Consider the following 26072-nt stretch of genomic DNA (forward strand, 5'->3'; position numbering starts at 1 on the left):
ACGGTCCCGTCCGTACCGCCGCGCGCTCAGTCGTTCAGGACCGACAGGTCCTGGTCGGCCGTCGGCACCTCGACCGTTCCGCCGTCGTTCGGCAGGGTCTGCACGGTGAACATCTGAATGCCGTCCTGCGGCAGGGCGAGCGTGCGTGCGGCATGGACCGGGCCGCCCGACTCCGTCTCCACCGTCAGCGCGTAGCTGCCCTTGAGCCCGGACGGTACGGGCGGGGTGACCGCGAGCGTCGTACCGCCCTTGACCGTGTACGTCTTGACGGTCGGTTCGCCGCCCTCGCTCCCGGCGGAGGCGGTGACCTTCACCGTGGCGGTGGCGCCCGGCGCGGTGAGCGAGAGGGTGGAGCCCTTGGCCCGGTTGTCGGCCACGGTCGCCTGCGCGCCCACCGGTCCGGTCGCCGGGATGTAGGCGACCTCCTGCGCGTCGCCCTTGCCGCGGACCACGCGCAGCGCGGCCACCACCGGGGTGCCCTTGCCGCTCCCGGCAGGGGTGAGGAGCAGGGAGCCGGCTTCGCCCTTGGTGATGTCCTTGAGGTCGACGCCCGCGGTCATCCGCGACTTGACGTGGAGGTCCTCGTGTCCGGCCGGGGAGATCGCGCCGTTCTTGCCGAGCAGGTGCACCTTCAGGTCGGCGTCGTCGTCCCCGGGCGCGAAGGCCACCAGACGGACCGAGGTGGCGTCCGCCGGGATGCCGGGGAGCACCAGGGTGCCCGTCGGGTCGGCCGAGGCGGCGAGCCAGTCGCTGCCGGTCTCCTCTTCCGCGGTCCTGACGACCGCGCCGACACGTCCGGTACGGGTGGTGACGTGCACGGTCACGTCCTCGGTGGCCTCGCTGGTCAGGGTGGAGATCAGGACACGGACACCGGACCGGGCGGGCACCGTGATGCCCTCGCCCACATCGGACTTGAGGCTGCCGTCCGGACCGTACAGCTCGATGTCGGCGACGGCCGCGGTGTCGTCCGGGTTGGTGAGGTGGACGTAGTCCTCGCGGGACTTGGCGGTGCTCGCTGCGGGGAACCAGAAGTCCGTGTCGGGTGCGGTGCAACTGACGCCGAGCAGGCCGCGGGCGCCGCCCGCCTCGACCGTGGTGGTCTGCTGCGTGGTCCAGCCGGGGGCCATGCGGCCGGTCGCGGTGCCGACCAGGGCCGGGGCGTCGGCGCCGGACGCGTCGGCGGTGACCGGCTTCCCGGGCTCCTTGAGGGAGACGACCGGCTTCGTGAACTCCGCCTTCTTCTCCTCCTTCTTGTCCTTCTTCTTGTCCTTCTCGTCCTTCTTCTCGTCATCGGCCGCGGTGTCGTCGGCCGCCGCGCCCGTGGACCGCTTCAGTTCGGCCGTACCGGCCTCGCCGCCACTGCCGTCCGCCGGGGTGAAGGAGGTGTACGTCGTCTCCGCGAGGTCCGAGAGACCGGGCGCCGGGCAGAGCAGGCTGGACCGTTCCACCGGGAGCCGCGGGGCGGACTTCGACTCCGCCGCGGCGTCGTCACCGGGGGCGGTGAGCGCGGCGAATCCGGTGACGGCCGCGAGGGCGACAGCGCCCACGATGAGGGACAGGCTGGGAGACTTCACTCGGACTCGCCTCGCGATGCGTTACCGGTCGGCCACGGGTTGTGGCCCGGGGCGGGGTTCTCGTCGGGGTTCTGCTGGTCGTAATCGCCCTGCCGGCCGCCGTGCGCGCCGTAGTCGTAGGACGCCTGGGGGTCGTACGAGGAGGGCTGGGGGGCGTACGGGGCCTGCGGGTCGTACTGCTGCTGCTGCGCGTAGCCGTACGGGTCGTAGGCGTTCTGCTGGTACGGGTCGGCGGTCGCAGGATGGTCCTGCTGCGTGCCGTACTGGCCGTCCTGGTACTGCCCCTCCTGCTGCTGACCGCCCTGGTACTGGCCTTCCTGATACTGGCCTTCCTGCTGCTGGCCTTCCTGCTGCTGACCGCCCTGATACTGCCCGTCCTGCTGCTGACCGCCCTGGTACTGGTCGCCCTGGTACTGCTGGTAGTCGGCGTCCTGGTACTGCGACCCGTCCCATGTGCCGTACTGCTGCTGCGGCACCGCCGCGTACTGGCCGCTGTCGGCCTGCGGATCGAACACGCCCTGGTCGCCGGGCGGGTACGGCTCGGCCGCCTGCTGCGGCACCGCCGCGTACTGGCCGCTGTCGGCCTGCGGATCGAACACGCCCTGGTCGCCGGGCGGGTACGGCTCGGCCGTCTGCTGTGCCGGGACGTACTCCCCCGTCGCCTCCTCGGCGCCGCCGACCGGATCCGATGCGGTCTCCGCCTCCGCCTCCGCCTGGGCCGCCGCGCGGAGCCTGCGGGCCCGGCGTCCTTCGCCCGCGACCGGCTCCGCGAGGACCGAGAGGGCCTCTTCGGGCAGGTCGTCGTCGATCTCCCGGCGGCGGCCCGGCAGGGCGAGGACCACAAGGACCACGGCCAGCGCGGACTGGGCCCAGATCCAAGCGGTGTGGGTGAGCGGGGTGTTGTACGTGAGGTCCAGCGTGCCGCCCTCGGCGGGGAGCTCGAAGCCCTGGGCCCAGCCGTCGACGGTCTTCGGGGTCAGGGCACGCCCGTCGAGCGTGGCCTCCCAGCCGGAGTCGGCGGAGTCGGCGATCCGCAGCACCCGGCCGGAACCGCCCGCCGGAATCTTGGTGTGCGCCTCGACGGGGAGGGAGCCCACGGGCAGCGGTTCGTCGTCGGCACCGGACGGGACGATCATGACGCGGGCGACCTGCCGGTCGACCCGCCACAGCGCACTGCCGTCCAGCTGGCTCAGCCGGCTGAGGCCCGGGGTCGCGTCGAGAACCCGGCTCATCTCCTTCGGAGCGCCGTCCCGTACCAGCACGTAACGGATCGCGAATCCGCTGAGCTGGCTGCCCTGGTCGGCGCCGGAGCCCGCGACCAGATGCGCGACGACCTTGTCGAGGTGGCTGTTGCTGCCGCCCGCCTCGGCCAGTTCCGCATCGCCGAGCCGCGCGCCGGAGCCGCGTACCAGGGTGTACGAGACCGTGGCGGGCGAAGTGCCGCCGAGGACGAGGGTGCGCGGCTGGTCGCGCGTGGTGCTCTCCTCCGCGACGAACGCGGGCACCTGCACCGGGTCGCGGCGCTCCAGCGGACCCGCGGCCCCGCCGATCATCCATCCGGCGGCGGCCAGCACCGGGGCGAGGCCCGCGGCGAGGGCGATCAGCGCGGCGACGGGCTGGCGCCAGCCGAAGCTGAGCTCGGCGACGCGTACCCGGGCCCCGTCCGCGCCGACGAGGGCGGCGACGATCAGGGCGATGCCGTAGACGAGGGTCGCGGGGCCGGCCCAGCCCGAGCCGTTGGCGAGAGCGGCGAAGACCAGCGCCACGAGGGCGACCGCCCACGCGCTGCGCACCGCGAACTGCCGCTCTCCGCGCAGCAGCGCCGCCAGTGCGGCGCACACGATGCCGAGCAGCAGCACTCCACCCGCCGCCTTGGGGCCACCGGGGCTGATGCCGAGCAGATCGAGTGCGGAGGCCGCGCCCGAACCGTCGTCCAGGCCCGCTTCCTTCAGGAAGCCCGACGGACGGGTGAGAAGCGAGAGCGACCAGGGCGCGAGAACGAGCAGCGGGGTGCCGATCGCGGCGAGGAAGCGGAGCCCGTACGCGGCGATGTCGTCGCGGCGCAGGGCGAGCACGCCGATGCCGAGGACCACGGCGAGCGGCCAGACGATGGGTGTGAAGGCCATCGCGAAGGTGAGGAGCAGGGTGTACGCCCATGTGGCGCGCCAGCTCCCGCGGGCGTTGCCGGTGGACCGCATGCCGTGTGCGGAGATGGCCGCGCGGGCGATCAGCGGGAGCAGGACCGCCAGGACGGCGGTGCCGAGGCGGCCCGTCGCCAGCGCCCCGGTGGCGGCGGGCAGGAAGGCGTACGCGACGCTCGCCCAGGCCCGCAGGAGCCTTGATTCGAGCAGCGGCCGGGACACGAAGTAGGCGGTGAGTCCGGCGAGCGGGACCGAGCAGACGAGCAGCAGTGTGAGCGCGAAGCCCGTCGAGCCGAGGAACAGCGCGGACAGGGCCGAGATGGCGGCGAGGTACGGCGGTGCGGTCTGCGTGCCGCCGGTACCGACCGCGTGCCAGCCGTCCGCGAATCTGCCCCACAGATCGGAGACGTCGGCGGGCGCGGGCAGCAGCGCGCCGCCCACCAGTGCTCCGCCGCCGAGCAGGCCGCGGCAGGCGACGAGTGAGACGAGCAGCAGAACGGCGAAGAGCACCGGCCCGGGCTTGCGTCCGATCCGCTTCAGTCGCGCGAACTGCTCGATCTCCAGGAAGTCGGCGTCGTCGCCGCCGGGACCGGACTCCACGGCGCCGTGCCGTGAGCCGCCCGTGTCGGCGTCGGAGCCCCCGCCGAAGTTGCCCACGACCTGTTCGACGGTGGCACGGACGGTCGCGCCGGGCGGCGGGAAGAGGCTGCGCAGTTCGGCCTGGTCGACGCCGCCCTTGCCGCGGCTGCGCCGGGCCGCGAGGATCCGGCCGGGGCGCAGCAGGGTGCCGAAGAATCCGGCGACCTCGTCGAGGGCCTGGCCGGGCACCTTGCCGACGAGATAGGCGAGGGTACGCAGCAGGGTGCCGAGGACGAGCCGGAGCATCACCCAGAGCAGGGCCTTGCCCCGTGCGTTGACGAGCATCGTGTAGACGGCGCCGGCCTTGTCGACGCGATGCGGGGACGCGACCGAGCGTCCCACGCAGTCGATGGGGCGGCGCTCGCGCGCGGAGGCTTCGGCGTGCCGGAGGACGGCGTCGGGGGCGACGAGCACCCGGTGCCCGGCGACGTGCGCGCGCCAGCACAGGTCCACGTCGTCACGCATCAGGGGGAGCCTGCGGTCGAACCCGCCGAGCTCCTCCCAGACATCACGGCGGATCAGCATGCCCGCGGTGGAGACGGAGAGCACGGTACGGACCTGGTCGTGCTGCCCCTGGTCCTGCTCACGCCGGTCCAGTCCCGTCCAGCGGCGACCGCTGTTGGCGATGGAGACGCCGACTTCGAGCAACTGCCTGCGGTCGTACCAGCCGCGGAGCTTCGGGCCGACGATCGCGGCGTGCGGGTCGGTGTCGACGACGCGCAGCATCTCGGCGAGCGCGTCGGGTTCGGGTGCGCAGTCGTCGTGGAGCAGCCAGAGCCACTGCACGGGTTCGCCGTGCGGCAGTTCGGGCAGGTCGTACGCGTCGTCCCGCCAGGTCCTGCTGACGGGATCCCAGCCGCTGGGGCGCTTCAGATAGGGCAGGTCATCGGGCGTGAGGACGCCGGTCGTGCGGATCGCCTCGTCGACGGCGGTGCCGAAGTTCGTACGGCGCGCGAGGTGCAGAACCCGTTCGGCGCCGAGCGCCTCGGTGACCAGCCGTGCGGAGTCGTCGGCGCTGCCGGTGTCGGCGGCGGCGACGTTCTGTACGGGGCGTTCCTGCCCGAGCAGCCCGGCGAGCGCGTCGGGCAGCCAGCGTGCCCCGTCGTGGGAGACGAGCACGGCGGTGACGACATGCCGGGGGAACTCTGGGGCGGCGGCAGCCGCGTACGGCGCCGTCGATTGGCTGTGCACGGACATCGAGGTACGGGCCCTCCGGCCGGGTCCGGGGGGCGTCCCCCCGGGGGCTGCATCGGTGTACACGCGCGCTCAGTCGGGGCGTTGGCGCGTCTCGGACGGGGCCCCACACTAACGGTACGGGCCGCCGCGATGCCGCCGAGCGGTGGAACGAGGGCGGTGACGGGCGGCGGGCACAGCGATGGCCCGTCTCCTGCGGGGCAGGCGACGGGCCGTGGTGGGTCGCGCTCCGGTGGGCGGCCGGCGCGCGCTTCGTGTGCGGTGTGGTGGTGTTCCGGTGGGCCGCGGTCAGACGGCGGCCTTCTTCAGGCGGCGCCGTTCACGTTCCGAGAGGCCGCCCCAGATGCCGAACCGTTCGTCATTGGAAAGCGCGTACTCAAGGCATTCGGACCGGACTTCACAGGCGAGGCAGACCTTCTTGGCCTCGCGGGTGGATCCGCCCTTCTCGGGGAAGAAGGACTCGGGATCGGTCTGGGCGCACAGCGCGCGCTCCTGCCAGCCGAGTTCCTCGTCCGCGTCCTCGACCAGCAGTTGCTGGAACAGCTCGGTCATGTGCGCCCCTCGTCTGTCTCTTGCGTCCCCGTGATGCGGCCGTTACTGATCGCGGCCGAACGACACGAGTGAAATTACAAGCGTGTAGTTCCGAGCCAGTCAAGCGAAGATCTGCTATTGGCCCTGGTATTCACTCTGCGGAACCAAGGGTATGCGGAAAGTGGGTAAATCACCAAAAACCTGACATATGTCACTGGCTCCCTCACGCCCCTCCTCTCACCGAGTGAGACGACCGGGACCACCGCCATGTTTCGATTCGATCACCGAAGCGATCGAGATCACAGTCGGGTCACGAGACCTCAACGGCGTTTACGGACACGGTCGATGCGCCACATCTCCGTCACCATGACCGCACAAACCTTTCCCTGCCCCCGGTAACCGGATGAGGTGAAACATTACCCCCAAATCGGGCATCAGGTTGACAGGGGCGGCACTGAGCCGGTCTCCTTGACTGCATGCAAGCGACCGCAGCGATGTTCGCCACCCACGTCCGTGGGTTCCGCACCGCTGTCCAGGCCCGCTGTTGCTGTTCCAGCTGTCACAGCTGTTGACGCCGTAAGGCTCCGGCTCTGACCCAGCTCCTCTTCGCAGAGCTCTTGCAGAGCGTGTCCGTAGCGCTGCGTCCGCGCTTCCACGGCTCTCCGTCTCCGGTCTCCGGTCCCTGAGAAACCCCGCACATGCACCCCCCATGCCGAGGAACCCCGCTTCCATGAACAGCGACAGCGACCTTCAGATCGCCGGCGACATCCTTGAGGTCCCGCACCTCCTCCAGCCGGCCCGCGAGCACCCCTCCACCGTGGCCGAGTTCGCCGGACTCGCCCGCCGGATCGCCGCCGACCGCGCGCAGTGGGCGCCGCTCGTCCGGTACGACGCCGGCACCCGCTGGTACCACCGGCTGCGCTCCGTTCCCCCGGCTCCCGGCTCCGTGCGAGCGGGAAGGACCCCCCTCGGTTACGAGGTCTGGCTGCTCAGCTGGGTGCCCGGCCAGGGCACCGGCCGGCACGACCACGGACCGTCCTCCGGCGTACTGACCGTCCTGGACGGCCGGTTGACCGAACGCACCGCGTGCGGCGCCCGGGCGCTGGATCCCGGTGCGCAGCGCGTCTTCGCGCCCGGCTCCGTGCACGAAATGGTCAACGACTCCCTCGAACCGGCCGTCAGTCTGCACATCTACTACCCGGGTCTGACCGAGATGCCGATGCACACGGCGCAATGCGCCCCGGCGGCCGTGGATGTCGTACCCGCCTGACAGACTGCTGTGCATGCGCATTGTGGTTCTGGCCGGTGGGATCGGTGGTGCTCGTTTTCTGCGTGGCCTCAAGCAGGCCGCGCCCGACGCGGACATCACGGTGATCGGCAACACCGGTGACGACATCCATCTGTTCGGGCTGAAGGTCTGCCCCGACCTCGACACCGTGATGTACACCCTCGGCGGTGGCATCAACGAGGAGCAGGGCTGGGGACGTACGGACGAGAGCTTCCAGGTCAAGGAGGAGCTTGCGGCGTACGGCGTGGGGCCCGAGTGGTTCGGTCTGGGCGACCGCGACTTCGCGACCCACATCGTCCGTACGCAGATGCTGGGCGCGGGCTATCCGCTGAGCGCCGTCACCGAGGCGCTCTGCGCACGCTGGAAGCCGGGTGTCCGGCTGCTGCCGATGTCCGACGACCGGGTCGAGACCCACGTCGCGGTCGTCACGGACGGCGAGCGCCGGGCCATCCACTTCCAGGAGTACTGGGTGAAGCTGCGCGCCTCCGTCGAGGCGCAGGCGATCGTGCCGGTGGGTGCCGAGCAGGCCAAGCCGGCACCGGGCGTGCTGGAGGCCATCGCCGAGGCCGATGTCATTCTCTTCCCGCCGTCCAACCCCGTCGTGTCGGTGGGGACGATTCTCGCCGTGCCCGGGATCCGGGAGGCGATCGCCGAGGCCGGGGTGCCGGTCGTCGGCCTCTCCCCCATCGTCGGGGACGCGCCGGTGCGCGGCATGGCGGACAAGGTGCTCGCCGCGGTGGGCGTGGAGTCGACGGCATCGGCCGTGGCCACGCACTACGGCTCCGGACTGCTCGACGGATGGCTCGTCGACACGGTGGACGCCGCCGCGGTCGCCGAGGTGGAGGCCGCGGGCATCCGCTGCCGTTCCGTGCCGCTGATGATGACCGATGTCGACGCGGCGGCGGAGATGGCGCGGCAGGCGCTGACGCTGGCCGAGGAGGTCCGGGCGTGAGCGCCGGATCGCGCGGGTCCTCCCCTTCCCCCTCTCTCCCCTCTCCGTCCGCCCCGCCGCCGTCCTACCGGGTCTGGGCGCTGCCCGGGATGCCCGAGGTGCGGGCCGGGGACGACCTGGCCAAGCTGATCGCCGCCACCGAGCCGGGGCTGGCCGACGGGGACGTCCTGCTGGTCACCTCGAAGATCGTCTCCAAGGCGGAGGGCCGGATCGTCGAGGCCACCGACCGGGAAGCGGCGATCGACGCCGAGACGGTACGGGTGGTGGCGCGGCGCGGCACGCTGCGGATCGTCGAGAACCGGCAGGGTCTCGTCATGGCCGCGGCCGGGGTCGACGCCTCGAACACCCCTGCGGGGACAGTGCTGTTGCTGCCCGAGGACCCCGACGCTTCGGCGCGCGCCATCCGGGACGGACTGCGCGACACGCTCGGCGTCGAGGTCGGGGTCGTCGTCACGGACACCTTCGGACGCCCGTGGCGCACCGGGCTGACCGATGTCGCGATCGGGGCGGCCGGGGTCCGGGTGCTGGACGATCTGCGTGGCGGTTCGGACGCGTACGGCAATCCGCTCAGCGCGACCGTGGTCGCCACGGCCGACGAGCTGGCCGCGGCCGGTGATCTGGTCAAGGGCAAGGCCGCGGGGCTTCCGGTCGCGGTGGTGCGGGGGCTCGGCCATGTCGTGGACCCGACGGGTTCCGAGGACGGGGCCCGGGCGGTGGTGCGGGGCGCGGCCGACGACATGTTCCGCCTCGGTACGTCGGAGGCGGTACGGGAAGCGGTGACCCTGCGGCGCACGGTGCGCGAGTTCGCCGACGAGCCGGTGGACCCGGGGGCCGTGCGGCGGGCCGTGGCCGCGGCGGTGACGGCGCCCGCGCCGCATCACACCACGCCGTGGCGGTTCGTACTGCTGGAGTCCGAGGAGTCGCGGACCCGGCTGCTCGACGCGATGCGGGATGCCTGGATCGCGGATCTGCGCCGGGACGGCCGGAGCGAGGAGTCGGTCGCGCGGCGGGTGCGGCGGGGCGATGTGCTGCGCCGGGCCCCGTATCTGGCGGTGCCGTGCCTGGTGATGGACGGCTCCCACACGTACGGGGACGCGCGGCGGGACACCGCGGAGCGGGAGATGTTCGTCGTCGCCGCGGGGGCGGGCATCCAGAACTTCCTGGTGTCGCTGGCGGGCGAACGGCTCGGCTCGGCATGGGTGTCGTCGACGATGTTCTGCCGCGATGTGGTGCGTGAGGTGCTGGAGCTGCCGGAGTCCTGGGATCCGTTGGGGGCGGTCGCGGTGGGCCGGCCTGCGGCCCCACCGGTGCCCCGCGCGGCGCGGGACGCGGAGGCGTTCGTCACGGTGCGCTGAGGCGGGCCGGAAGCGGGCCGGCGGCTGAGAGCCCCCGCCCGACGGGCTCCGAGGCGCGCCGGACGGACGGGCCGTCCGTCACAGCCGGGCGATGTCGCCGCGCGGCATGCGGGGGGCTCTGCGCGGCAGGGTGTGGCCCGACAGCAGGATGAGGCGGGTCGCCCGGTGGCGTTGCCCCTCGTAGGGGGCGAGGAGGGCCAGCATCTCCTCGTCGTCGGCGTCCCTGTTGCCGGCCAGGGCGTGGCCGACGATGCCGGGAAGGTGGAGATCGCCGACCGTGACCGCGTCCGCCGCGCCGTTCGACCGTTGAAGGGTCTCGGCCGAGGTCCAGGGGCCGATGCCGGGGATCAGTTCCAGGCGGGCCATGGCCTCCGGGAGTTCCATGGCGGCCGCTTCCTCCAGTCGGCGTGCCACGCGTACCGCGCGCAGGATCGTGGCCGAGCGCTTGGCGTCGACGCCCGCACGGTGCCAGTCCCACGACGGGATCAGGGACCAGGTGCGGGCGTCCGGCATGACGTGCAGGCCGAGCGCGCCGAACGCGGCGTGGTCCGTGGGGCCGGGCGCCGGCGTGCCGTGCCCGCGGACCAGGTGGCGCCAGGCGCGGTAGGCCTCGTCCGTGGTGACCTTCTGTTCGAGGACCGACGGGATCAGGGATTCCATGACGAGGCCGGTGCGGAGCAGGCGCAGGCCGGGGCGGCTGTGCCGGGTCAGGGCGAGCAGTCGGTGGCGGGGGCGGAAGGCGTCCGGGTCGTCCGTCGCGCCGAGCATCGTCGGGAGCTGGTCCAGCAGCCAGGTCGCGCCCGGTCCCCAGGCCATCGCGTCGATCCGCCCGTCCCGTGCCGTGACGCGGAGGGTGCCGGGGCCCGCGGGTGTGCGGCAGGCCCGCCAGACCACGCCGTCCCGGGTCATCCGGAAAGTGGGGTCGGCGGGGCCGCGGCGCAGCGGGCCGAGGACGAGGCGCAGATCGAGCGGGCCCGGCGGGGTCCAGGCGCGGATCAGCGCGTCCGCCGCCGGAGCCACCGCCTGACGGGGCACTGCCGCACGCGGAGCGCTGCGGGGTGCGAATCGTCCTGCCACGGTGAGGTCCTCGGTCGTCGGGGGTGCCTGTCGAGGGTAAGCGCAGTGGCGGGTGTCCGGCTCACTCGTCGGACGAGAAACGCACCGCGGCGTCCGGCAGGACCGCCCCGCACCAGACGCGGATGCCGTCGCGCAGTTCGTTGTCGGCGCCGACCCGGGCCCCGTCCCCGATGACCGCGCCGGCCAGCACCGTGCGGCTGCCTATCCGGGCCCCGGCTCCGACCAGCGAGTCCGTGATCACGGCTCCGGGTTCGACGACCGCGCCGGCCAGCACCGTGGACCCGTCGATCCGGGCCCCTTCGCCGATCCGGGCGCCCTCGCCGACGACCGTGCCGCCGCTGAGTTTCGCGTCGCCGGCCACGGAGGCCGTCGGCATGACGAGCCGGTCGCCGCACCGCCCGGGGACGGCCGGGGACGGGGCGCGGCCGAGGACGAGGTCGGCGGAGCCGCGGACGAAGGCCTGCGGCGTGCCGAGGTCCAGCCAGTACGTGGAGTCCACCATGCCCTGGAGGTGTGCCCCGGAAGCGAGCAGTCCGGGGAAGGTCTCGCGCTCGACGGAGACCGGCCGGCCGGCCGGGACGGTGTCGATGACCGACCTGCGGAAGATGTACGCCCCCGCGTTGATCTGGTCGGTGACGATCTCCTCGGGTGTCTGGGGCTTCTCCAGGAACGCGGTGACCCTGCCGGTGTCGTCCGTCGGTACGAGGCCGAAGGCGCGCGGGTCCTCGACCCGGGTGAGGTGGAGGGAGACATCCGCTCCCGACGCGGTGTGCGAGTCCACCAGCGCCCGGATGTCGAGGCCGGTGAGGATGTCGCCGTTGAAGATGAGCACCGGTTCGTCGGGGCCGGCGGTGAGCCGGGACGCGACGTTGCGTATCGCTCCGCCGGTGCCGAGCGGTTCGCGTTCGGTGACGTACTCGATGTGGAGACCGAGCGACGAGCCGTCCCCGAAGTACGGTTCGAAGACCTCCGCCAGATAGGACGTGGCGAGCACGATGTGCTCGACCCCGGCGGCCCGGGCACGCGCCAGCTGGTGCGTGAGGAACGGAACGCCCGCTGCCGGGACCATGGGCTTGGGGGTGTGCACCGTGAGCGGGCGCAGCCTCGTTCCCTTGCCGCCGACCAGGAGGATCGCTTCTCTTGCCTCTGTCACAGCGCTGACTCTGCTTCCTGGTGGGGCCTGGCCTGGTTTCGGCTCGCCAGTGTATGCAGAGCGGCTCGGCCGTCCCGGCCGGCGGCCCCGTCGGCCGCTGCGGGCTTCTCGCCGTACCGTTCAGCGGCCCTGCAGACGGGCGGAGCCGGTCCGCGCCGTGCCGAGCTTCTTGTAGAGCCGTGCTCCGGGGCATTCGGTCACGAAGCCGTCCCGGTGGCCCGAGATGACGTTGAGTCTGACCTTCCTGCCCTTCTTGAACTTGTTCCCGCCTCCCGAGACGAGCGTGGTCCTGCCGCGCGGGTCGGCCCCGTACAGGCCGAGCTTCCACGCGGTGAGCTTCGCGACGGCGTTCACCGCGGCGGCGGGCGGGTTCGTGCGGGTGAAGGTTCCGAGCACCGCGATGCCCGTGCTGTTGGTGTTGAAGCCGAGGGTGTGTGCCCCGAGGACGGCCTTCGTCACGCCTCCGGCCCGTCCTTCGTAGATGTTTCCGCACCTGTCGACGGCGAAGTTGTAGCCGATGTCCCGCCAGCCGCTGCTCTTCACGTGGTAGCGGTAGATGCCACGCAGGACCGACGGCGCCTGGGAGCAGGAGTAGTTGTTGCCCGTGGCGCTGTGGTGGATGAAGGCGGCCTTGACGGTCTTGGTGTACACGAAGGCGCGTTCCCTGAGCTTCTCGTCGGCTCCCCAGCCCTTGCGGGTGATGACGCGCGGGCGGGGTCCGATGTACGGCCTGGAGCCGGGGGCGAGCCGGACCTCCTCCTCCCCGCGTGCCTCGGTCTCCGCCTTGGTCAGGGCGGGGAGCACGCTCGGGTCGAGCGGTGCGGTGCGCCCGTCCCCGCCGTCCCCGCCGGCCTCGGCGCCCGCTGCGGGAAGCTGCTGCGGGTCCTTGCCGGGGTCGACGAGTTCGAGTCGCAGACCGGTGGGCAGCGGCACGGCCGGCGCGGTCCGGTCCCGCGGGTCGGTGGTGTCCGGGCGCACCCGGACCGCGACCCCGTCCGACGGGCCGACCCAGAGCGGGGCGGTGGAGCCGCGCACGGTGCCGGACTCCCGCTCGGCGGTCCCGGGGTCGGCTCCGTGCTCGGCGTTGTGCGTCTCCAGGTCCTGCCAGTCCGACCAGCGGGCGGTGGCGCGGGCGCGGGTGCGGACCTGGACGGAGCCGTGGAGTTCGGTTCCGGCGTCGTCCCAGACGACGCCGGCCAGGGAGAAGGGGCGGACCTCGCGTTCGGTCAGCCCCTGCTCGGCCGGCCCGGCGGTCCGGGTGGGTACGCCGGTGGCCCGGCCGGACGGTGCGGACAGCGGCGACATGGGCAGCGACTGCGTCGAGCCCGCGACGTCGGACGCCCCGCCGGGAACGCCGGGGGCGGCGCCCGCGGGGACGGCCGACGGCAGTGCGAGTGCGGCCGCGCAGGCGACACCGATCGAGGATGCAAGGAAGGCACGCATGACAATGATCCTGGGCACATCATGACAACTCCGTCTACCGCGGTATTTCCCCACGATTGACGGACCGTCTGCCGAACCGGTGTACCCGGCATCCGCCGCTCCGGCGCGGTCCGGCGCCGACGCGTACCCTTGCGCGGATGAACGCCACCGACCGCACCCCCGCCGACCTGCTGCGTTCCGCGCTCGCCGTGGATCCGACCCGCCCCTTGGTCACTTTCTACGACGACGCCACCGGAGAACGCGTCGAACTGTCGGTGGCCACCTTCGCCAATTGGGTGGCCAAGACCGCCAACCTCCTGCAGGGCGACCTCGCCGCGGAGCCCGGCGACCGGCTCGCCCTGCTGCTGCCCGCGCACTGGCAGTCCGCGGTCTGGCTGCTCGCCTGTTCCTCGGTGGGCGTGATCGCCGATGTGCAGGGCGACCCGGCCGGCGCCGACCTCGTCGTCAGCGGCCCGGACTCGCTGGAGGCCGCGCGCGCCTGCCGCGGCGAGCGGGTCGCCCTGGCGCTGCGTCCGCTGGGCGGCAGGTTCCCGCAGGCGCCCGAGGGCTTCGCGGACTACGCGGTCGAGGTGCCGGGCCAGGGCGACCGGTTCGCTCCGTTCACGCCCGTGGATCCGGACGCTCCCGCGCTGGCGGTGGACGGCGCCGAGCTGACGGCGGCGCAGCTGGTGGCGCGGGCTCGTGAGGACGCGGCCGGTCTCGGCCTGACCGCCGGGTCGCGGCTGCTGACGGGCCGTACGTACGACACCTGGGACGGCCTGAGCGCGGGGCTGTTCGCTCCGCTGGCCGCCGGGGGCTCCGTGGTGCTGTGCCGGCACCTGGGGCAGTTGGGCGAGGACGGTCTGGCGGGGCGCGTCGCGAGCGAACGGATCACCAACACCGCGATGTGACAAGAGGTCTGGGGATCACTCGTCCGGCCCATACCGGTCGAGTCCTCGGGTCTGCGCGTCAACTCCGGTACATGATCGGCGGTACGGACCACTCGGAAATACAACCAAGCGTGAGGTTCAGCCGTCTACTTGTGCGACCGGCGGCCCAGCGCGCCGCCGAACGTGAGGATGGACGCAGACGTGAGCGAAAGCGCCGGCCCGCCGGATGACTCCGACGACTCGGCCGCGGACGAGGGCAGGTCACCGGCCGGGGATGGCTCCGGCGGCGCTGCCGGGCGCAGCCGCCGCTGGCTGCGCTGGACCGCGCTCGGCGTCTCGCTCGTCGTGCTGGCCGCCGCGGGTCTCGGCTGGTGGCTTTACCAGAAGCTCGACGGAAACATCAGGACCGACACATCGGCCGCCGCCGAGCTCAAGACCTACGAGCGGGAGCGGCCCGCGACCGTGGTGCACGACGCGGAGAACATCCTGCTCATCGGCTCCGACAGCCGGGCCGGTGACAACCGTGAGTACGGTCGCGACGACGGCGGCAGCCAGCGCTCGGACACCACGATCCTGCTGCACCTCGCCGCGGACCGGAAGAGCGTCACCGCGATGTCCCTGCCGCGGGATCTGATGGTGCAGATCCCCGTCTGCCACAGGGCGGACGGTACGGCGACGAAGAAACAATTCGCCCAGTTCAACTGGGCCTTCGAGTTCGGTGGCACCGCCTGCACGACCCGCACGGTCGAGAAGCTGACCGGCGTCCGGATCGACCACCAGATGGTCGTCGACTTCAGCGGGTTCAAGGACATGGTCGACGCGGTGCACGGTGTGGAGGTCTGCCTCAAGAAGCCGGTCGACGACGCCGACGCCCATCTGAAGCTCTCCGCCGGGCGCCACAGGCTCGACGGCGAGCAGGCGCTGGGGTACGTACGGGCACGCAAGTCCATCGGCAACGGCAGCGACACCGAACGGATGGACCGCCAGCAGCAATTCCTGGGCGCGCTGGTGAACAAGGTGCAGAGCAACGGCGTCCTGCTCAACCCGACCCGCCTCTACCCGGTGCTGGACGCGGCCACCAAGTCGCTGACCACGGATCCGGGCCTGGACAGCCTCAAGAACCTGTACGAGTTGGTGCGGGGCCTGCGCGAGGTACCGACCGACAAGGTGCAGTTCCTGACCGTGCCCCGGCAGCCGTACACCGCCGACCCGAACCGGGACGAACTGGTTCAGCCCGACGCGAATCGCCTCTTCAAGCGGTTGCGTGACGACACTCCGGTCGCCGTCGTCCCGGCGGACCGGCTCAAGGGGGACGACGGGAAGAACGCCGGGAAAAACAATGCCGCGACCGATACTCCGGACGCCTCGGGCCCGAGTCCCACACCCACCTATTCGGGCAACAACGCGGCGGCCGACCTGTGTAAGCAGTAAAGCAATTCCCAAGCAGAAGCCGGTGATCGGCGCGTAATGAGCAGAATGACCAGTTGTAAGGACCGTGGAATTTGTCACGCTCGTCGCTCTACGACGAACAGGGCCGATAGTGTGACGCGATCCGGTGCTTCCGGCCACCCGGCCGCGCGCTTCCGGAGTAAAGGATCGAGCGCCTGACCGGGGATGGCGCCTCGCGTGGCACCCGACGGAGGACTCAAGCAACCGTGGATGCGCAAAGTCGTGGGCGGGCGGATGAATTCGACCCCGCAGACCAGTGGGTTCTGAACCCGCACACCGGCGATTACGAACTGCGACTGAATCATTCCGGAGGGGATTCAGCCGGCGTTTCCCAACCGTCCGGGCCGCGCGTCCCGCATCGCAGAACACCGGCCCGCGACAATGACGGCGAGCGCATAGACAAGGCCCGCGACGGCGGTCGCGGCGAACGCGGAGACGCGACCCGGCACAGCGGTGAGGGCCGGGGTCCGGCGCGTGACGGGCGCGGGTCCGACCCGCGCCGCGAAGTGCCGGGCCAGCGCGGCCGCCGTTCGGCCCATGGTCCGCGCGGGCAGGAGGGTGCCGACCGTGCCGAGGGCGCGGGCCGCCGCAGCCGCAAGGCCCCGAAGGCGCGCCGCAAGAAGGCGCTGCTGTGGACGGGCGGCGTGATGGCCTTCGTACTGGTCGGCCTGTCGGTCGGCGGATACGCCCTCTACCAGCACTTCAACGGCAACCTGAACACCGTCGACGTCGGCAGCGCCGGCAACAAGGACGTCGTCACCGCCAACGCCCCGCTCAACATCCTGATCATCGGTACCGACAAGCGCACCGGTAAGGGCAACGAGGGGTACGGCGACAAGGGCAGCGTGGGCCACGCCGACACGAACATCCTCTTCCACGTCTCCAAGGACCGCACCAACGCGACGGCGCTCAGCATCCCCCGCGACCTGATCACCGACATCCCGGACTGCACCGCCAAGCAGTCGGACGGCTCGGAGAAGGTCATCCCGGGGACGCAGAACGTCCGCTTCAACGTCAGCCTCGGCCAGGACGGCCGCGACCCGGGCTGCACCATGAACACGGTCAAGGAGATCACCGGGCTGAAGGTCGACCACTTCATGATGGTCGACTTCAACGCGGTGAAGGAACTGTCCACCGCGGTCGGCGGTGTCAAGGTCTGCCTGGCCAAGCCGGTCAAGGACAAGGACTCGCATCTGGACCTGTCGGAGGGTGAGCACGTGATCCAGGGCGAGGAGGCCCTGGCGTTCGTACGGACCCGGCACAGCTTCGGCAATCAGAGCGACCTGGACCGGATCAAGGTCCAGCAGCAGTTCATCGCCTCGATGATCCGGCAGATGCAGTCGGACGACACCCTGACCAGCCCGACCAAGCTGTACAAGCTGGCGGACGCGGCGACCAAGGCGCTCACCGTGGACTCCGGCATCGGCTCGGTGAAGAAGCTGACGTCGCTGGCCAAGGAGGTCGGCAAGGTGAACACCAAGAACATCACCTTCACGACGGTGCCGGTGCGGGACAACCCGGCGGAGAAGGTCAGGGCCACTGTCGTGGTGGACGCGCCCAGGGCCGACCCGCTGTTCGCCATGATGCAGGAGGACACCTCCCTGACCGAGGTGGCGTCGCAGAAGAAGGCCACGAAGAGCAAGCAGGACGCGCTCCTCAAGGGAACCAAGGCCGACCCTGCCGACGTGCGTGTAGATGTGTACAACGGCGGCGACATCGCCGGTGCCGCACAGGCTACGGTCACCTGGCTGCAGAACGACCAGGGTGTACCGAAGTCCACGAACAAGGCCAACGCCCCGGCGAAGACGAAGACGACGACGCTGGAGTACGCACCCAACCAGGCAGACCAGGCCCGCGCGCTGGCCGCCATGATGGGCCTGCCCGGCTCGGCCATGAAGCAGGGCACCACGGACGCCGAAGGGCTCCAGGCGATGGTGCTGACGCTGGGCGCCGACTTCAAGGGCGCGGGCATCCCGATCACGGGTCCGACAAAGGCGCCGGACAATATCCAGCAGGCGAACGCCGCCAAGGCAGAGTGCGCCAAGTGACACCCGGTCACTGCGCCACACCACAAGTCTGAACAGCAGGGGGGTCCTGGTGGGACGGAGCAGTACGCCCGGGGAGGGGACGCGACCACGCGTCCGGCACGCCGGCCAACTCGGCTGGGACGACAGGCTCTACGAGGACGCGCCGCCGAAGGATCCGGACTCCGGCGCGTCCGGTGAGCGGGCCGCGCCGGCGGACGGCGGCCATCGGCGCGGTGGCCCCAAGCGGCGCGGCAAGAAGGGCAAGCGCAGGGTACTGCGCTGGGTCGCCGCGGTTCTCGCCCTGTTCATACTCGGCGGCGCGGGGGCCGGATACCTCTACTACAGGCACCTCAACGGCAACCTCAAGAAGGCCGACCTGACGCTCGGCGACAAGAAGATGGCCGATCACAAGGCCAATGCCGCCGGTCAGACCCCGCTGAACATCCTGCTCATCGGCTCGGACGCACGGGACTCCAAGGCGAACCAGAAGCTCGGCGGGGCCAAGAGCACGTTCGGGGCGGCGCCGCTGGCCGATGTGCAGATGCTGCTCCACCTCTCCGCGGACCGCAGCAACATGTCGGTGATCAGCATGCCGCGCGACACACTGCTGCAGATCCCGAAGTGCACCGACCCGAAGACGGATCAGGTCTACCCCGCGAGCACGAACCTGACGATGACCAACGAGACGCTCGGCCGTGGCGGTCCCGGATGCACCGTGGCCACCTGGTACGAACTGACCGGCATCACCATCGACCACTTCATGATGATCGACTTCGCCGGTGTGGTCTCGATGGCCGACGCGATCGGCGGCGTCCCGGTCTGCGTCAAGGGCAACGTCTACTCCCACACCCGTGACGGCAAGGGCTCCGGGCTGAAGCTGGAGGAAGGCACCACGAAGGTCAAGGGCAAGCAGGCCCTTCAGTGGCTGCGGACCCGCTACGGCTTCGAGGACGGCACCGACCTCGGCCGCACGCACGCCCAGCACATGTACATGAACTCGATGGTCCGTGAGCTGCGCACGGGAACCAAGCTCACCGACCCGGGCAAGCTGATGGGTCTCGCCGAGTCGGCGACCGACGCGCTGACGGTCGACAAGGGCCTCGACACGGTCAAGAAGCTGTACGACCTCGCGGGCGAACTGCAGAAGGCACCCACCAAGCGCATCACGATGACGACGATGCCGAACGTCTACGCAACGGGTGCGAACCAGGGCCGGGTGCTGCCCAAGCCCGGCGAGGCCGATCAGCTGTTCCAGATGGTCCGTGACGACGTCCCGCTCGACGGCAAGGCGTCCAAGCGCAAGACCGCGGTCGCCAAGGAGGCGACATCGCCCGTCGCCGAGATCCCGGTCAGCGTCCGCAACGGAACCCGCACCTCCACCGAGTACCCGGCCGAGGGCCGCGCCACGGCGGTCCAGAGCCTGCTGACCGGGAAGGGCTTCGACCGGGCCACGGTCGACTCGCAGAACACGGACGCGGCGGCGCGGACCGAGGTGCTCTTCCCCAGCGCGGACATGGAGGGCAACGCCCAGGCCGTCGCCAAGGCGCTCGGAATCCCGCTGACCTCGGTGAAGAAGTCGACCGAGGTCTCGGGGATCACCCTGACCGTGGGGGCCGACTGGCGCGAGGACGGGGCCTACACCCCGCCCAGTGCCACGGAGAAGACCCCGGAAAGCGCCCGCGCGCTGAACGGCGGCGACGAATCGGCCTGCATGGACATCCAGCCGGGCTTCGGCTGGTAGCCCCGAAGGCGGGCATCACGCACGGTGGGGGCCTTCCGGCGCTTCGGAAGGCCCCCACCGCGTGCCGGCCGTTACGCCGTCACGGCCGGGCGCCGGGCGGCGATGACCTTCTTCGCCAGCGAGCGCGGGCTGGTCAGGAAGCCGTACCCCCACGACATGTGCATGGTCGCGAGGGCCACCGGGATCTGCGCCCGCGCCTTCAGCGACAGGCCCTTGCCCGCCGGGACGGACCCGGCGACGATCGCCGCGACGTACCCGGCGGGGACGACGAACGCCCACGGGGTGACGGCCGCGCCGACCACGATGCCCGCCGCGATCGCGCAGACGGCGGCGGGCGGCGCCAGGTAGCGCAGATTGATCGAGCCGGAGTGGAAACGGGCCACGACGTGGCGCCAGCGACCGTAGTCCTTGTACTGCTTGGCCAGTGCCCTGACGGAGGGCCGCGGCCGGTACTGCACCTTCAGCTCGGGCGAGAACCAGATCAGGCCGCCCGCCTCGCGGATGCGGAAGTTCAGCTCCCAGTCCTGGGCGCGTATGAACTCCACGTTGTAGCCGTCCGCCTTCTCCAGGGCCTCACGGCGGAACACACCGAGGTACACGGTCTCCGCCGGGCCCGCCTGGCCGCCGGTGTGGAAGGCGGCGTTGCCGACGCCGATCCTCGACGTCATGGCCGCGGCGACGGCGTCCTCCCAGGCGTTCTCGCCCTCGGCGTGCATGATGCCGCCGACGTTCTGCGCACCCGTCTCCTCCATCAGGCGGACGGCCGTCGCGATGTAGTCCGGCGAGAGCATGCCGTGACCGTCGACCCGCACGACTATGGGGTGGCGGGACGCCTTGATCGCGGCGTTGAGCGCGGCGGGAGTGCGTCCGGTCGGGTTGGGGACGGTGTGGACCCGGGGGTCCTCGCGCACCAGTTCCGCCGCGATCTCGTCCGTACGGTCCGTGGAGGGGCCCAGCGCGATCACCACCTCCATCTCCCCCGCGTACTCCTGCTCCAGGATGTGCCGGACGGAGCTCCTGAGATGGCGTTCCTCATCGAGCACCGGCATGATCACGGAGACGGCGGGGGGCTGCGCGGCAGGCATGGTGGTCCTCGGGTGGTCCTCGGGGGCGCCGGCGGTTCGCTCCCCACCGGGCGGCGGTATTCGGCCGCCACGTTACCGCGAATGGGGGACACCGGCGCGCGGCACGGGGTCGCTTCGCGGAGTGCAGATCATATGGACCTACTGTGCGAACGGTCCCCCCTGCACCGCGGAGGTTACCCCTGTGCCCACACCGCACTCCTCCCCTCGCTCCTCGCGCACCCGCCCGGTTCCACCGCAGCTCACGCCCAGAAAGCGGGACGCACGGCCACGCTGGGGGATGCGCGTGGTGACCGGTGTCTCCGTGGCCGTGCTCGGGGCGGGCGGTATCGGCCACGCGGTGGTCACCAGCCTGGAGACCGGGATCGACCGGATCGACCCGTTCAAGGACATGAAGAACCGTCCCCGGGCCGGTCACGGCATGAACCTGCTGCTCGTCGGCACCGACGGCCGCGACAAGATCACCCCGGAGGAGAAGCGGAAGTACCGCCTCGGCGGTGCGCCCTGCAACTGCACCGACACGATCATGCTGGTGCACCTGTCGGCGGACAGGAAGCGTGCGAGCGTCGTCTCGCTGCCGCGGGACAGCTACACCGAGATCCCCGAGCACAAGGACGTGGCCACCGGAAAGACGCACTCCGCCCACCCGATGAAGCTGAACGCCGCCTACGCCGAGGGCGGACCCGGACTGACCGTGCGGACCGTCGAACGCATGACGGGCGTCAAGATCGACCACTACCTGGAGGTCGACTTCACCAGCTTCATGAAGACGGTGGACACCCTGGGCGGCGTACAGATCTGCACGCCCCGGCCGCTGAAGGACTCGTACACCGGTCTCGATCTCGCCGCCGGCTCCCACGACCTGAACGGCGGGGAGGCGCTCCAGTTCGTACGCTCCCGGCACATCGACGCGGACGCCGATCTGGGCCGGATGCAGCGCCAGCAGCAGTTCCTCGCCTCGCTGCTCAGACAGGCGACCCGCAGCGGTGTGCTGCTCAACCCGGTGAAGTTCCAGGACGTCGCCTCGACCATGCTCGGCTCGGTCCGGGCCGACAAGGGCTTCGGCCCGGAGCAGATGCTGGAGCTCGGTCAGGCGATGCGCGGCTTCTCCCCCGCCTCGTCCGAGTTCACCTCCGTACCGGTGCTGAACGCCTCCCACCCGGTCAAGGGCATCGGCTCCACGGTCACCTGGGACGAGGCGAAGTCGAAGAAGCTCTTCCAGGCACTGCGCGAGGACCGGCCGCTCGCCCCGGAGCGGCCCGAGGGGCCGAAGGCCGTGAAGGTCGATGTCGCCCCGCAGCGGATCCGGGTCCAGGTCTACAACGGCACTCCGAAGGACGGGCTCGGCAGAACGGTCGACACCGCGCTGCGCGCCACCGGCTTCAACACCACGCGCGCCCCGCTGAACGGGGAGCCGCACGGCCTGAAACGCACCCTGATCACCTACGACCCCCGCTGGGACGCGTCCGCGAAGTCACTGGCCGGTGCGCTGCCGGGGGCCGAGCTGCGGGCGGTGCAGGGGCAGGGCGCCACGATGCGGGTGACAGCGGGTGCGGACTTCGAGAAGGTGCGGCAGGTGCGGGCCGAGGAGGCGAAGGGCGAGTTCGGCACGTTCACGGGCGATCAGGTGGCCTGCCCGTGACCCCGGTCGGGGCCGTGACCCTGCACGGGGCCGTTGCCCCTGCACGGGGCCGTGACCTCTGGGCGGGGCCGTGACCTCTGGGCAGGGCCGTGACCGCGGACGGGGCCGTGACCCTGGGCAGGGCCGTGGTCAGACGTCGATGCCGTCCGCCACGCGCTTCTCGCGCAGTTCCTTGATCGCGCGCCGCCGGGCGAGACGGTGGGTGCGCCGGATCTGCGCCTCCTGGTAGCGCCGCTTGTCGCGCTCGGTCTCCGCGATCACCGGGGGTACGGGACGCGGCCTGCCGTCCGCGTCGACCGCGGCGAACACCAGATACGCGCTGCCGACCTGCTGGGCGGGGGTGGATTCGTTCCACCGCTCGGCCATGACCCGGACGCCGACCTCCATCGAGGAGCGGCCGGTCCAGTTCACCTGGGCGCGGACGTGGACGAGGTCGCCCACCCGGACCGGCTCCAGGAAGACCATCTCGTCCATCGAGGCCGTCACCGCAGGTCCGCCGGAGTGCCGGCCGGCCACGGCACCCGCCGCGTCGTCCACCAGTTTCATGATCACGCCACCGTGCACCGTCCCCAGCAGATTGGTGTCGCTGCCGGTCATGATGTGGCTGAGGGTGGTGCGGGAAGCAGCGGTCGGCTTGCCCGGAATATCACCCTCCGGGTTTGGGGCCTGATCTGTCATACCGTCCACCTTATGCGGGGGCTTCGGCCCGGCAGCAATGCATCAGCTTCGCAACAGCCCTGATGCGATTTCCCGTACACCCTTGTAAGAGTGGTAGGCCCGGCCTGCACACTGGACGGCATGAACGATTGGCCCGAGGGCTGGACCGACGACAACCGCAGCGGCAACCGCTACGGGCAGGGCAGCGACAGCGACCGGCCCGAGAGCGCCCGCGTGATGCGGCATGTGCAGCGGCATCCCGCGCCACCGCAGCAGCGACCCACGCCGCCCCGGCAGCGGCAGCCCGAGCCGCCGCAGCACTCCGGCGGGTACGACGACCGCGCGGGGTACGACAACGGCTACAACACGGGCCAGGTCTACGGCGGCGGGGGCAACGGCGGCGGCCGGGGGGACGGCCACGGCGGCGGGCGGGGTGACGACGGTCACATCCAGGGGCGTCCCGCGCCCAATTGGGGCCGCCGAATAAAGATAGGCGCGCTGTCCCTGGTCGTCGTGGTGCTCGCGGTCTCCATCGGCACGTATTTCTGGGCCGACTCCAAGCTCAAGCGCGAGGTGGACCTCTCCAAGGTCATCGAGCGGCCCAAGGGCGGCGACGGCACCAACTACCTGATCGTCGGTTCCGACAGCCGCGAGGGCATGTCGGCCGAGGACAAGAAGCGGCTCCACACCGGCTCGGCCGAGGGCAAGCGGACCGACTCGATGATGATCCTGCACGACGGATCGAACGGCCCGACACTGGTCTCCCTGCCGCGTGACTCGAACGTCGAGATCCCCTCGTACAAGGGCTCCGAGTCGGGCAAGCTCTACCCGGCCAAGGGCCGGTTCCGGAAGCTGAACGCCGCGTACGCCGAGGACGGGCCCGAACTCCTCGTCCGTACGGTCGAGTTCAACACCGGTCTGCACATCGACCACTACGTCGAGATCGGCTTCGGCGGCTTCGCCAAGATCGTGGACGCCATCGGCGGTGTGGAGCTGGACATCCCCAAGGGCTTCAAGGACAAGAAGTCCGGCGCCGACTTCAAGGCGGGCAAGCAGACCCTGAACGGCGAGCAGTCGCTGGCCTTCGTCCGCACCCGGTACGCCTTCGCCGAGTCCGACCTCGCCCGCACGAAGAACCAGCAGAAGTTCCTCGCGGCGCTGGCGAGCCAGACGGCGACACCGTCCACGGTCCTCAACCCGTTCAAGCTGTACCCGACGATGGGTGCCGGTCTGGACACCCTCATCGTGGACAAGGACATGTCGCTCTGGTCTCTGGGGCAGATGTTCTTCGCCATGAAGGGCGTCACGGGCGGTGACGGCACGTCGATGAACATGCCGATCTCGGGCTCCACCGGCGGGAACCTGGTCTGGGACAAGGCCAAGGTCAAGCAGCTGGTGGACCAGCTCAACAACGACGAGAAGGTCACCGTCTCCGGCAACTGACGGCAGAAGGTGACGCGGGGCCCGGACGGTTCGCCGTACGGGCCTCGTTGCCGTACCAAGGCGCCGCGTTGCCGTACCGGGCCCCGTTCCCGTACCGGGCCCCGTTCCCGTACCGGGCCCCGTTCCCGTGCCGGGCCCTGTTCCGTGCCGGGCCCGGCGAACGCGGTCGTCACATGCCTCCTGCGGGCCCCTGCGGCTCGGCCTCGTCCAAGTCCTCGTACAACGCGTCCAGGACCCGGCCGGTGGGCTCGCCCTCCGGTGTCAGCTCGGCCAGGCACCAACCGGGCAACTGCTGCTCGATCTCGGGCGGAAGGTCACCGTCGGCCGGGTCGGCCAGCCCGTAGAGCAGGCCGAACGCGGTCTCCTTCGCCACCTCGCGGGCTATGTCGCCCAGGTCTGCGGGGGTCAGGCCGAGGGCCAGCGCCCGCTCGACGGCGCCGCCGGCGAGCCCGTCCTTCCGGTAGGCCTCCACCCAGTCCGGCGCCGCCGCACTCCACCCGTCGATGTCCTGCCAGACCATGCGCAGAAAGCGGTAGCGGGCGAGCTGCGGAATGTTCTCCTCGGCCTCGGAATCGGCCCAGCCCTCGGCGTCGTCGGCACCGAGGGCGGTGAACAGGCCGGTGAGTGCGGTGATGTCGGTCATGGAAGGGGAAGGTACGCCACCACAGCGCCGGGCCGGTCCCCGATGCCCGTGGGCGAAGGGCCCGCACGATCGCGCCGGGGGCCGGCCCCGCCGCTACGCGCTGTAGGAGATGTTGCCCCACTCGTCCATCACGGGATGGATCTGCATGGGCTCCTGGACGTCGGTGTCCGAGCGCCGTGGCCCCTCCGGGCCCGCGGGCCCCATGCGCATCATGCGTTCGATCCGGACGATCTCGAAGCAACGCCCCCGTACAGTCAGTTCGTTGGGCCGGAGCCGCCGCGTGAACGCCTCCGCCGCCCGTGCGTACACGGCGGCCTCCTGCTCGTCGACCTCTCCGGTCAGCGGCATGACCTCCTTCAGATAGCCGGCCAGAGAACGCCGGGCGTCCTGCGGGGTGGGGTGCTGACCCGACGCCATCGACCAGGATTTCTCCTTGCGCTCCATCACCCGGTAGACGACCGGCAGCAGGACCACGCCCGGGTGGGTCCGCAACGCCCGTTGAGAATCCGCCAGTACATCGGACGGGAAGCGCTCCGAGGTGTACGAAAGTGACAGCAGGCTCATCCGGTCCAGTCCCTCCACCAGGCCCACCGCCGCCGCGTGGTCGACGACGAAACCCTTGGTGGTCGAGGGCGTGCGCGTCTGCAGTTCCCAGCCCTCCGAGTCGACGTCCGTGGGCCTGGGCGGCTCCAGGCGGCCCCCGCCGACCCGGGCGAACTCGTCGGCGCGCACGACGCGGTACCGCGTGTCACCGACGGTCAGCTCATTCAGCGGCTCGGTCTCCAGCCGGGCCACCGCGTCCAGCAGGAGGCGCCGCTCGCGGGGGTCGTCCGTGTCGTCCTTGGCCTTGAACCAGAGGTGGGAGTTCAACTCGTCGCGGGCATCCTGCGGATAGCCGGTGTCCATGTCGGTCAGCAGCCGCCACCGCGGCCGTTCCCCGCGGCGCTGCTCGGCGATGCCGAAGAGCGGCCCCCGGACCACGATGTTCGCGTACGTACGGGATGCGGCGAGCGCGTCCGCCTCGGTGACCAGGGACACGGGGTCGTCCCGGTGTCGCACGTTGACGACGAGGTGGTCCGGCGGTTCCTGATAGTGATCGACCATGCACCCAGTGTGCCGAGGCCGCGGACGGAAGGTACGGGGAATACGAGAAGGAGGACACGGAACCCTGT

At 71.1% G+C, this 26072-nt stretch carries 19 protein-coding genes; 9 read left to right on the plus strand and 10 right to left on the minus strand.

Annotated elements, in window-relative coordinates; translation table 11 throughout:
* Positions 1 to 26 precede the first annotated feature (26 nt).
* The 3 genes from ACFVUT_RS16320 to ACFVUT_RS16330 form a co-directional block, all read right to left on the minus strand.
* Positions 27 to 1574, minus strand: coding sequence for a DUF5719 family protein (locus tag ACFVUT_RS16320; RefSeq protein ID WP_389649229.1), 1548 nt, complete (start codon positions 1572 to 1574; stop codon positions 27 to 29).
* Complete coding sequence (locus ACFVUT_RS16325) at positions 1571 to 5551, minus strand: glycosyltransferase (protein ID WP_389649226.1); 3981 nt, start codon at positions 5549 to 5551, stop codon at positions 1571 to 1573. The genes ACFVUT_RS16320 and ACFVUT_RS16325 overlap by 4 nt, the downstream gene beginning before the upstream one ends.
* Positions 5552 to 5836: 285 nt before the next feature.
* Positions 5837 to 6100, minus strand: coding sequence for a WhiB family transcriptional regulator (locus ACFVUT_RS16330; protein ID WP_030927001.1), 264 nt, complete (start codon positions 6098 to 6100; stop codon positions 5837 to 5839).
* 709 nt (positions 6101 to 6809) lie between these two features.
* Here ACFVUT_RS16330 and ACFVUT_RS16335 point away from each other — a divergent pair.
* Genes ACFVUT_RS16335 through ACFVUT_RS16345 form a run of 3 tightly spaced genes read left to right on the plus strand, consistent with a single transcriptional unit; the run spans position 6810 to position 9674 of the window.
* A complete protein-coding gene (locus tag ACFVUT_RS16335) occupies positions 6810 to 7349 on the plus strand; it encodes a cysteine dioxygenase (RefSeq protein WP_389649223.1) in 540 nt (179 codons plus the stop codon).
* Positions 7350 to 7362: 13 nt separating this feature from the next.
* Entirely contained in the window at positions 7363 to 8319 is a 957-nt protein-coding gene (gene cofD, locus ACFVUT_RS16340; RefSeq protein ID WP_389649220.1) for a 2-phospho-L-lactate transferase, read from the plus strand.
* Positions 8316 to 9674, plus strand: coding sequence for a coenzyme F420-0:L-glutamate ligase (locus tag ACFVUT_RS16345; protein WP_389649217.1), 1359 nt, complete (start codon positions 8316 to 8318; stop codon positions 9672 to 9674). The genes cofD and ACFVUT_RS16345 overlap by 4 nt, the downstream gene beginning before the upstream one ends.
* A 78-nt stretch (positions 9675 to 9752) precedes the next feature.
* On the opposite strand, the gene ACFVUT_RS16350 is transcribed toward ACFVUT_RS16345, so the two are convergent.
* The 3 genes from ACFVUT_RS16350 to ACFVUT_RS16360 all read right to left on the minus strand — a co-directional run bounded on the left by ACFVUT_RS16350 (position 9753) and on the right by ACFVUT_RS16360 (position 13347).
* On the minus strand, positions 9753 to 10751 hold the full coding sequence (locus ACFVUT_RS16350) for a DNA-3-methyladenine glycosylase family protein (protein ID WP_389649214.1): 999 nt from the start codon (positions 10749 to 10751) through the stop codon (positions 9753 to 9755).
* 61 nt (positions 10752 to 10812) lie between these two features.
* Positions 10813 to 11904 carry a sugar phosphate nucleotidyltransferase gene (locus ACFVUT_RS16355; protein ID WP_389649211.1) on the minus strand — a complete coding sequence of 364 codons (1092 nt, stop codon included), beginning with the start codon at positions 11902 to 11904 and terminating at the stop codon, positions 10813 to 10815.
* Positions 11905 to 12024: 120 nt separating this feature from the next.
* Positions 12025 to 13347, minus strand: a complete 1323-nt coding sequence (locus ACFVUT_RS16360; protein ID WP_389649208.1) for a peptidoglycan recognition protein — start codon at positions 13345 to 13347, stop codon at positions 12025 to 12027.
* 137 nt (positions 13348 to 13484) lie between these two features.
* Between ACFVUT_RS16360 and ACFVUT_RS16365 the strand changes: the two genes are divergently transcribed.
* From ACFVUT_RS16365 to ACFVUT_RS16380, 4 genes are all read left to right on the plus strand, one after another.
* Positions 13485 to 14237 (plus strand): TIGR03089 family protein, encoded by a 753-nt coding sequence (locus tag ACFVUT_RS16365; protein ID WP_389649205.1) that lies wholly within the window; start codon positions 13485 to 13487, stop codon positions 14235 to 14237.
* Between the two features lie 129 nt (positions 14238 to 14366).
* A complete protein-coding gene (locus ACFVUT_RS16370) occupies positions 14367 to 15647 on the plus strand; it encodes an LCP family protein (protein ID WP_389649202.1) in 1281 nt (426 codons plus the stop codon).
* Positions 15648 to 15871: 224 nt separating this feature from the next.
* A complete protein-coding gene (locus tag ACFVUT_RS16375) occupies positions 15872 to 17713 on the plus strand; it encodes an LCP family protein (RefSeq protein ID WP_389649199.1) in 1842 nt (613 codons plus the stop codon).
* A 49-nt stretch (positions 17714 to 17762) separates the two neighbouring features.
* On the plus strand, positions 17763 to 19433 hold the full coding sequence (locus tag ACFVUT_RS16380) for an LCP family protein (RefSeq protein WP_389649196.1): 1671 nt from the start codon (positions 17763 to 17765) through the stop codon (positions 19431 to 19433).
* Between the two features lie 71 nt (positions 19434 to 19504).
* Here the strand turns inward: ACFVUT_RS16380 and ACFVUT_RS16385 are convergent, their stop codons facing one another.
* Complete coding sequence (locus tag ACFVUT_RS16385; protein ID WP_389649193.1) at positions 19505 to 20518, minus strand: glycosyltransferase family 2 protein; 1014 nt, start codon at positions 20516 to 20518, stop codon at positions 19505 to 19507.
* A gap of 277 nt (positions 20519 to 20795) precedes the next feature.
* Between ACFVUT_RS16385 and ACFVUT_RS16390 the strand changes: the two genes are divergently transcribed.
* Positions 20796 to 22157: an LCP family protein gene (locus ACFVUT_RS16390; protein WP_389649190.1), complete on the plus strand. Its 1362-nt coding sequence runs from the start codon at positions 20796 to 20798 to the stop codon at positions 22155 to 22157.
* Between the two features lie 129 nt (positions 22158 to 22286).
* Here the strand turns inward: ACFVUT_RS16390 and ACFVUT_RS16395 are convergent, their stop codons facing one another.
* Positions 22287 to 22835: an acyl-CoA thioesterase gene (locus ACFVUT_RS16395; RefSeq protein ID WP_389649187.1), complete on the minus strand. Its 549-nt coding sequence runs from the start codon at positions 22833 to 22835 to the stop codon at positions 22287 to 22289.
* A gap of 120 nt (positions 22836 to 22955) precedes the next feature.
* On the opposite strand from ACFVUT_RS16395, the gene ACFVUT_RS16400 reads away from it, so the two are divergent.
* Complete coding sequence (locus ACFVUT_RS16400; RefSeq protein WP_389649184.1) at positions 22956 to 24257, plus strand: LCP family protein; 1302 nt, start codon at positions 22956 to 22958, stop codon at positions 24255 to 24257.
* Between the two features lie 169 nt (positions 24258 to 24426).
* On the opposite strand, the gene ACFVUT_RS16405 is transcribed toward ACFVUT_RS16400, so the two are convergent.
* Positions 24427 to 24900, minus strand: coding sequence for a hypothetical protein (locus ACFVUT_RS16405; protein ID WP_389649181.1), 474 nt, complete (start codon positions 24898 to 24900; stop codon positions 24427 to 24429).
* 93 nt (positions 24901 to 24993) lie between these two features.
* Positions 24994 to 26004 carry a DUF5954 family protein gene (locus ACFVUT_RS16410; RefSeq protein WP_389649178.1) on the minus strand — a complete coding sequence of 337 codons (1011 nt, stop codon included), beginning with the start codon at positions 26002 to 26004 and terminating at the stop codon, positions 24994 to 24996.
* Positions 26005 to 26072: the final 68 nt, after the last annotated feature.

The sequence above is a fragment of the Streptomyces sp. NPDC058051 genome (assembly GCF_042885475.1).
Lineage (GTDB): Bacteria > Actinomycetota > Actinomycetes > Streptomycetales > Streptomycetaceae > Streptomyces.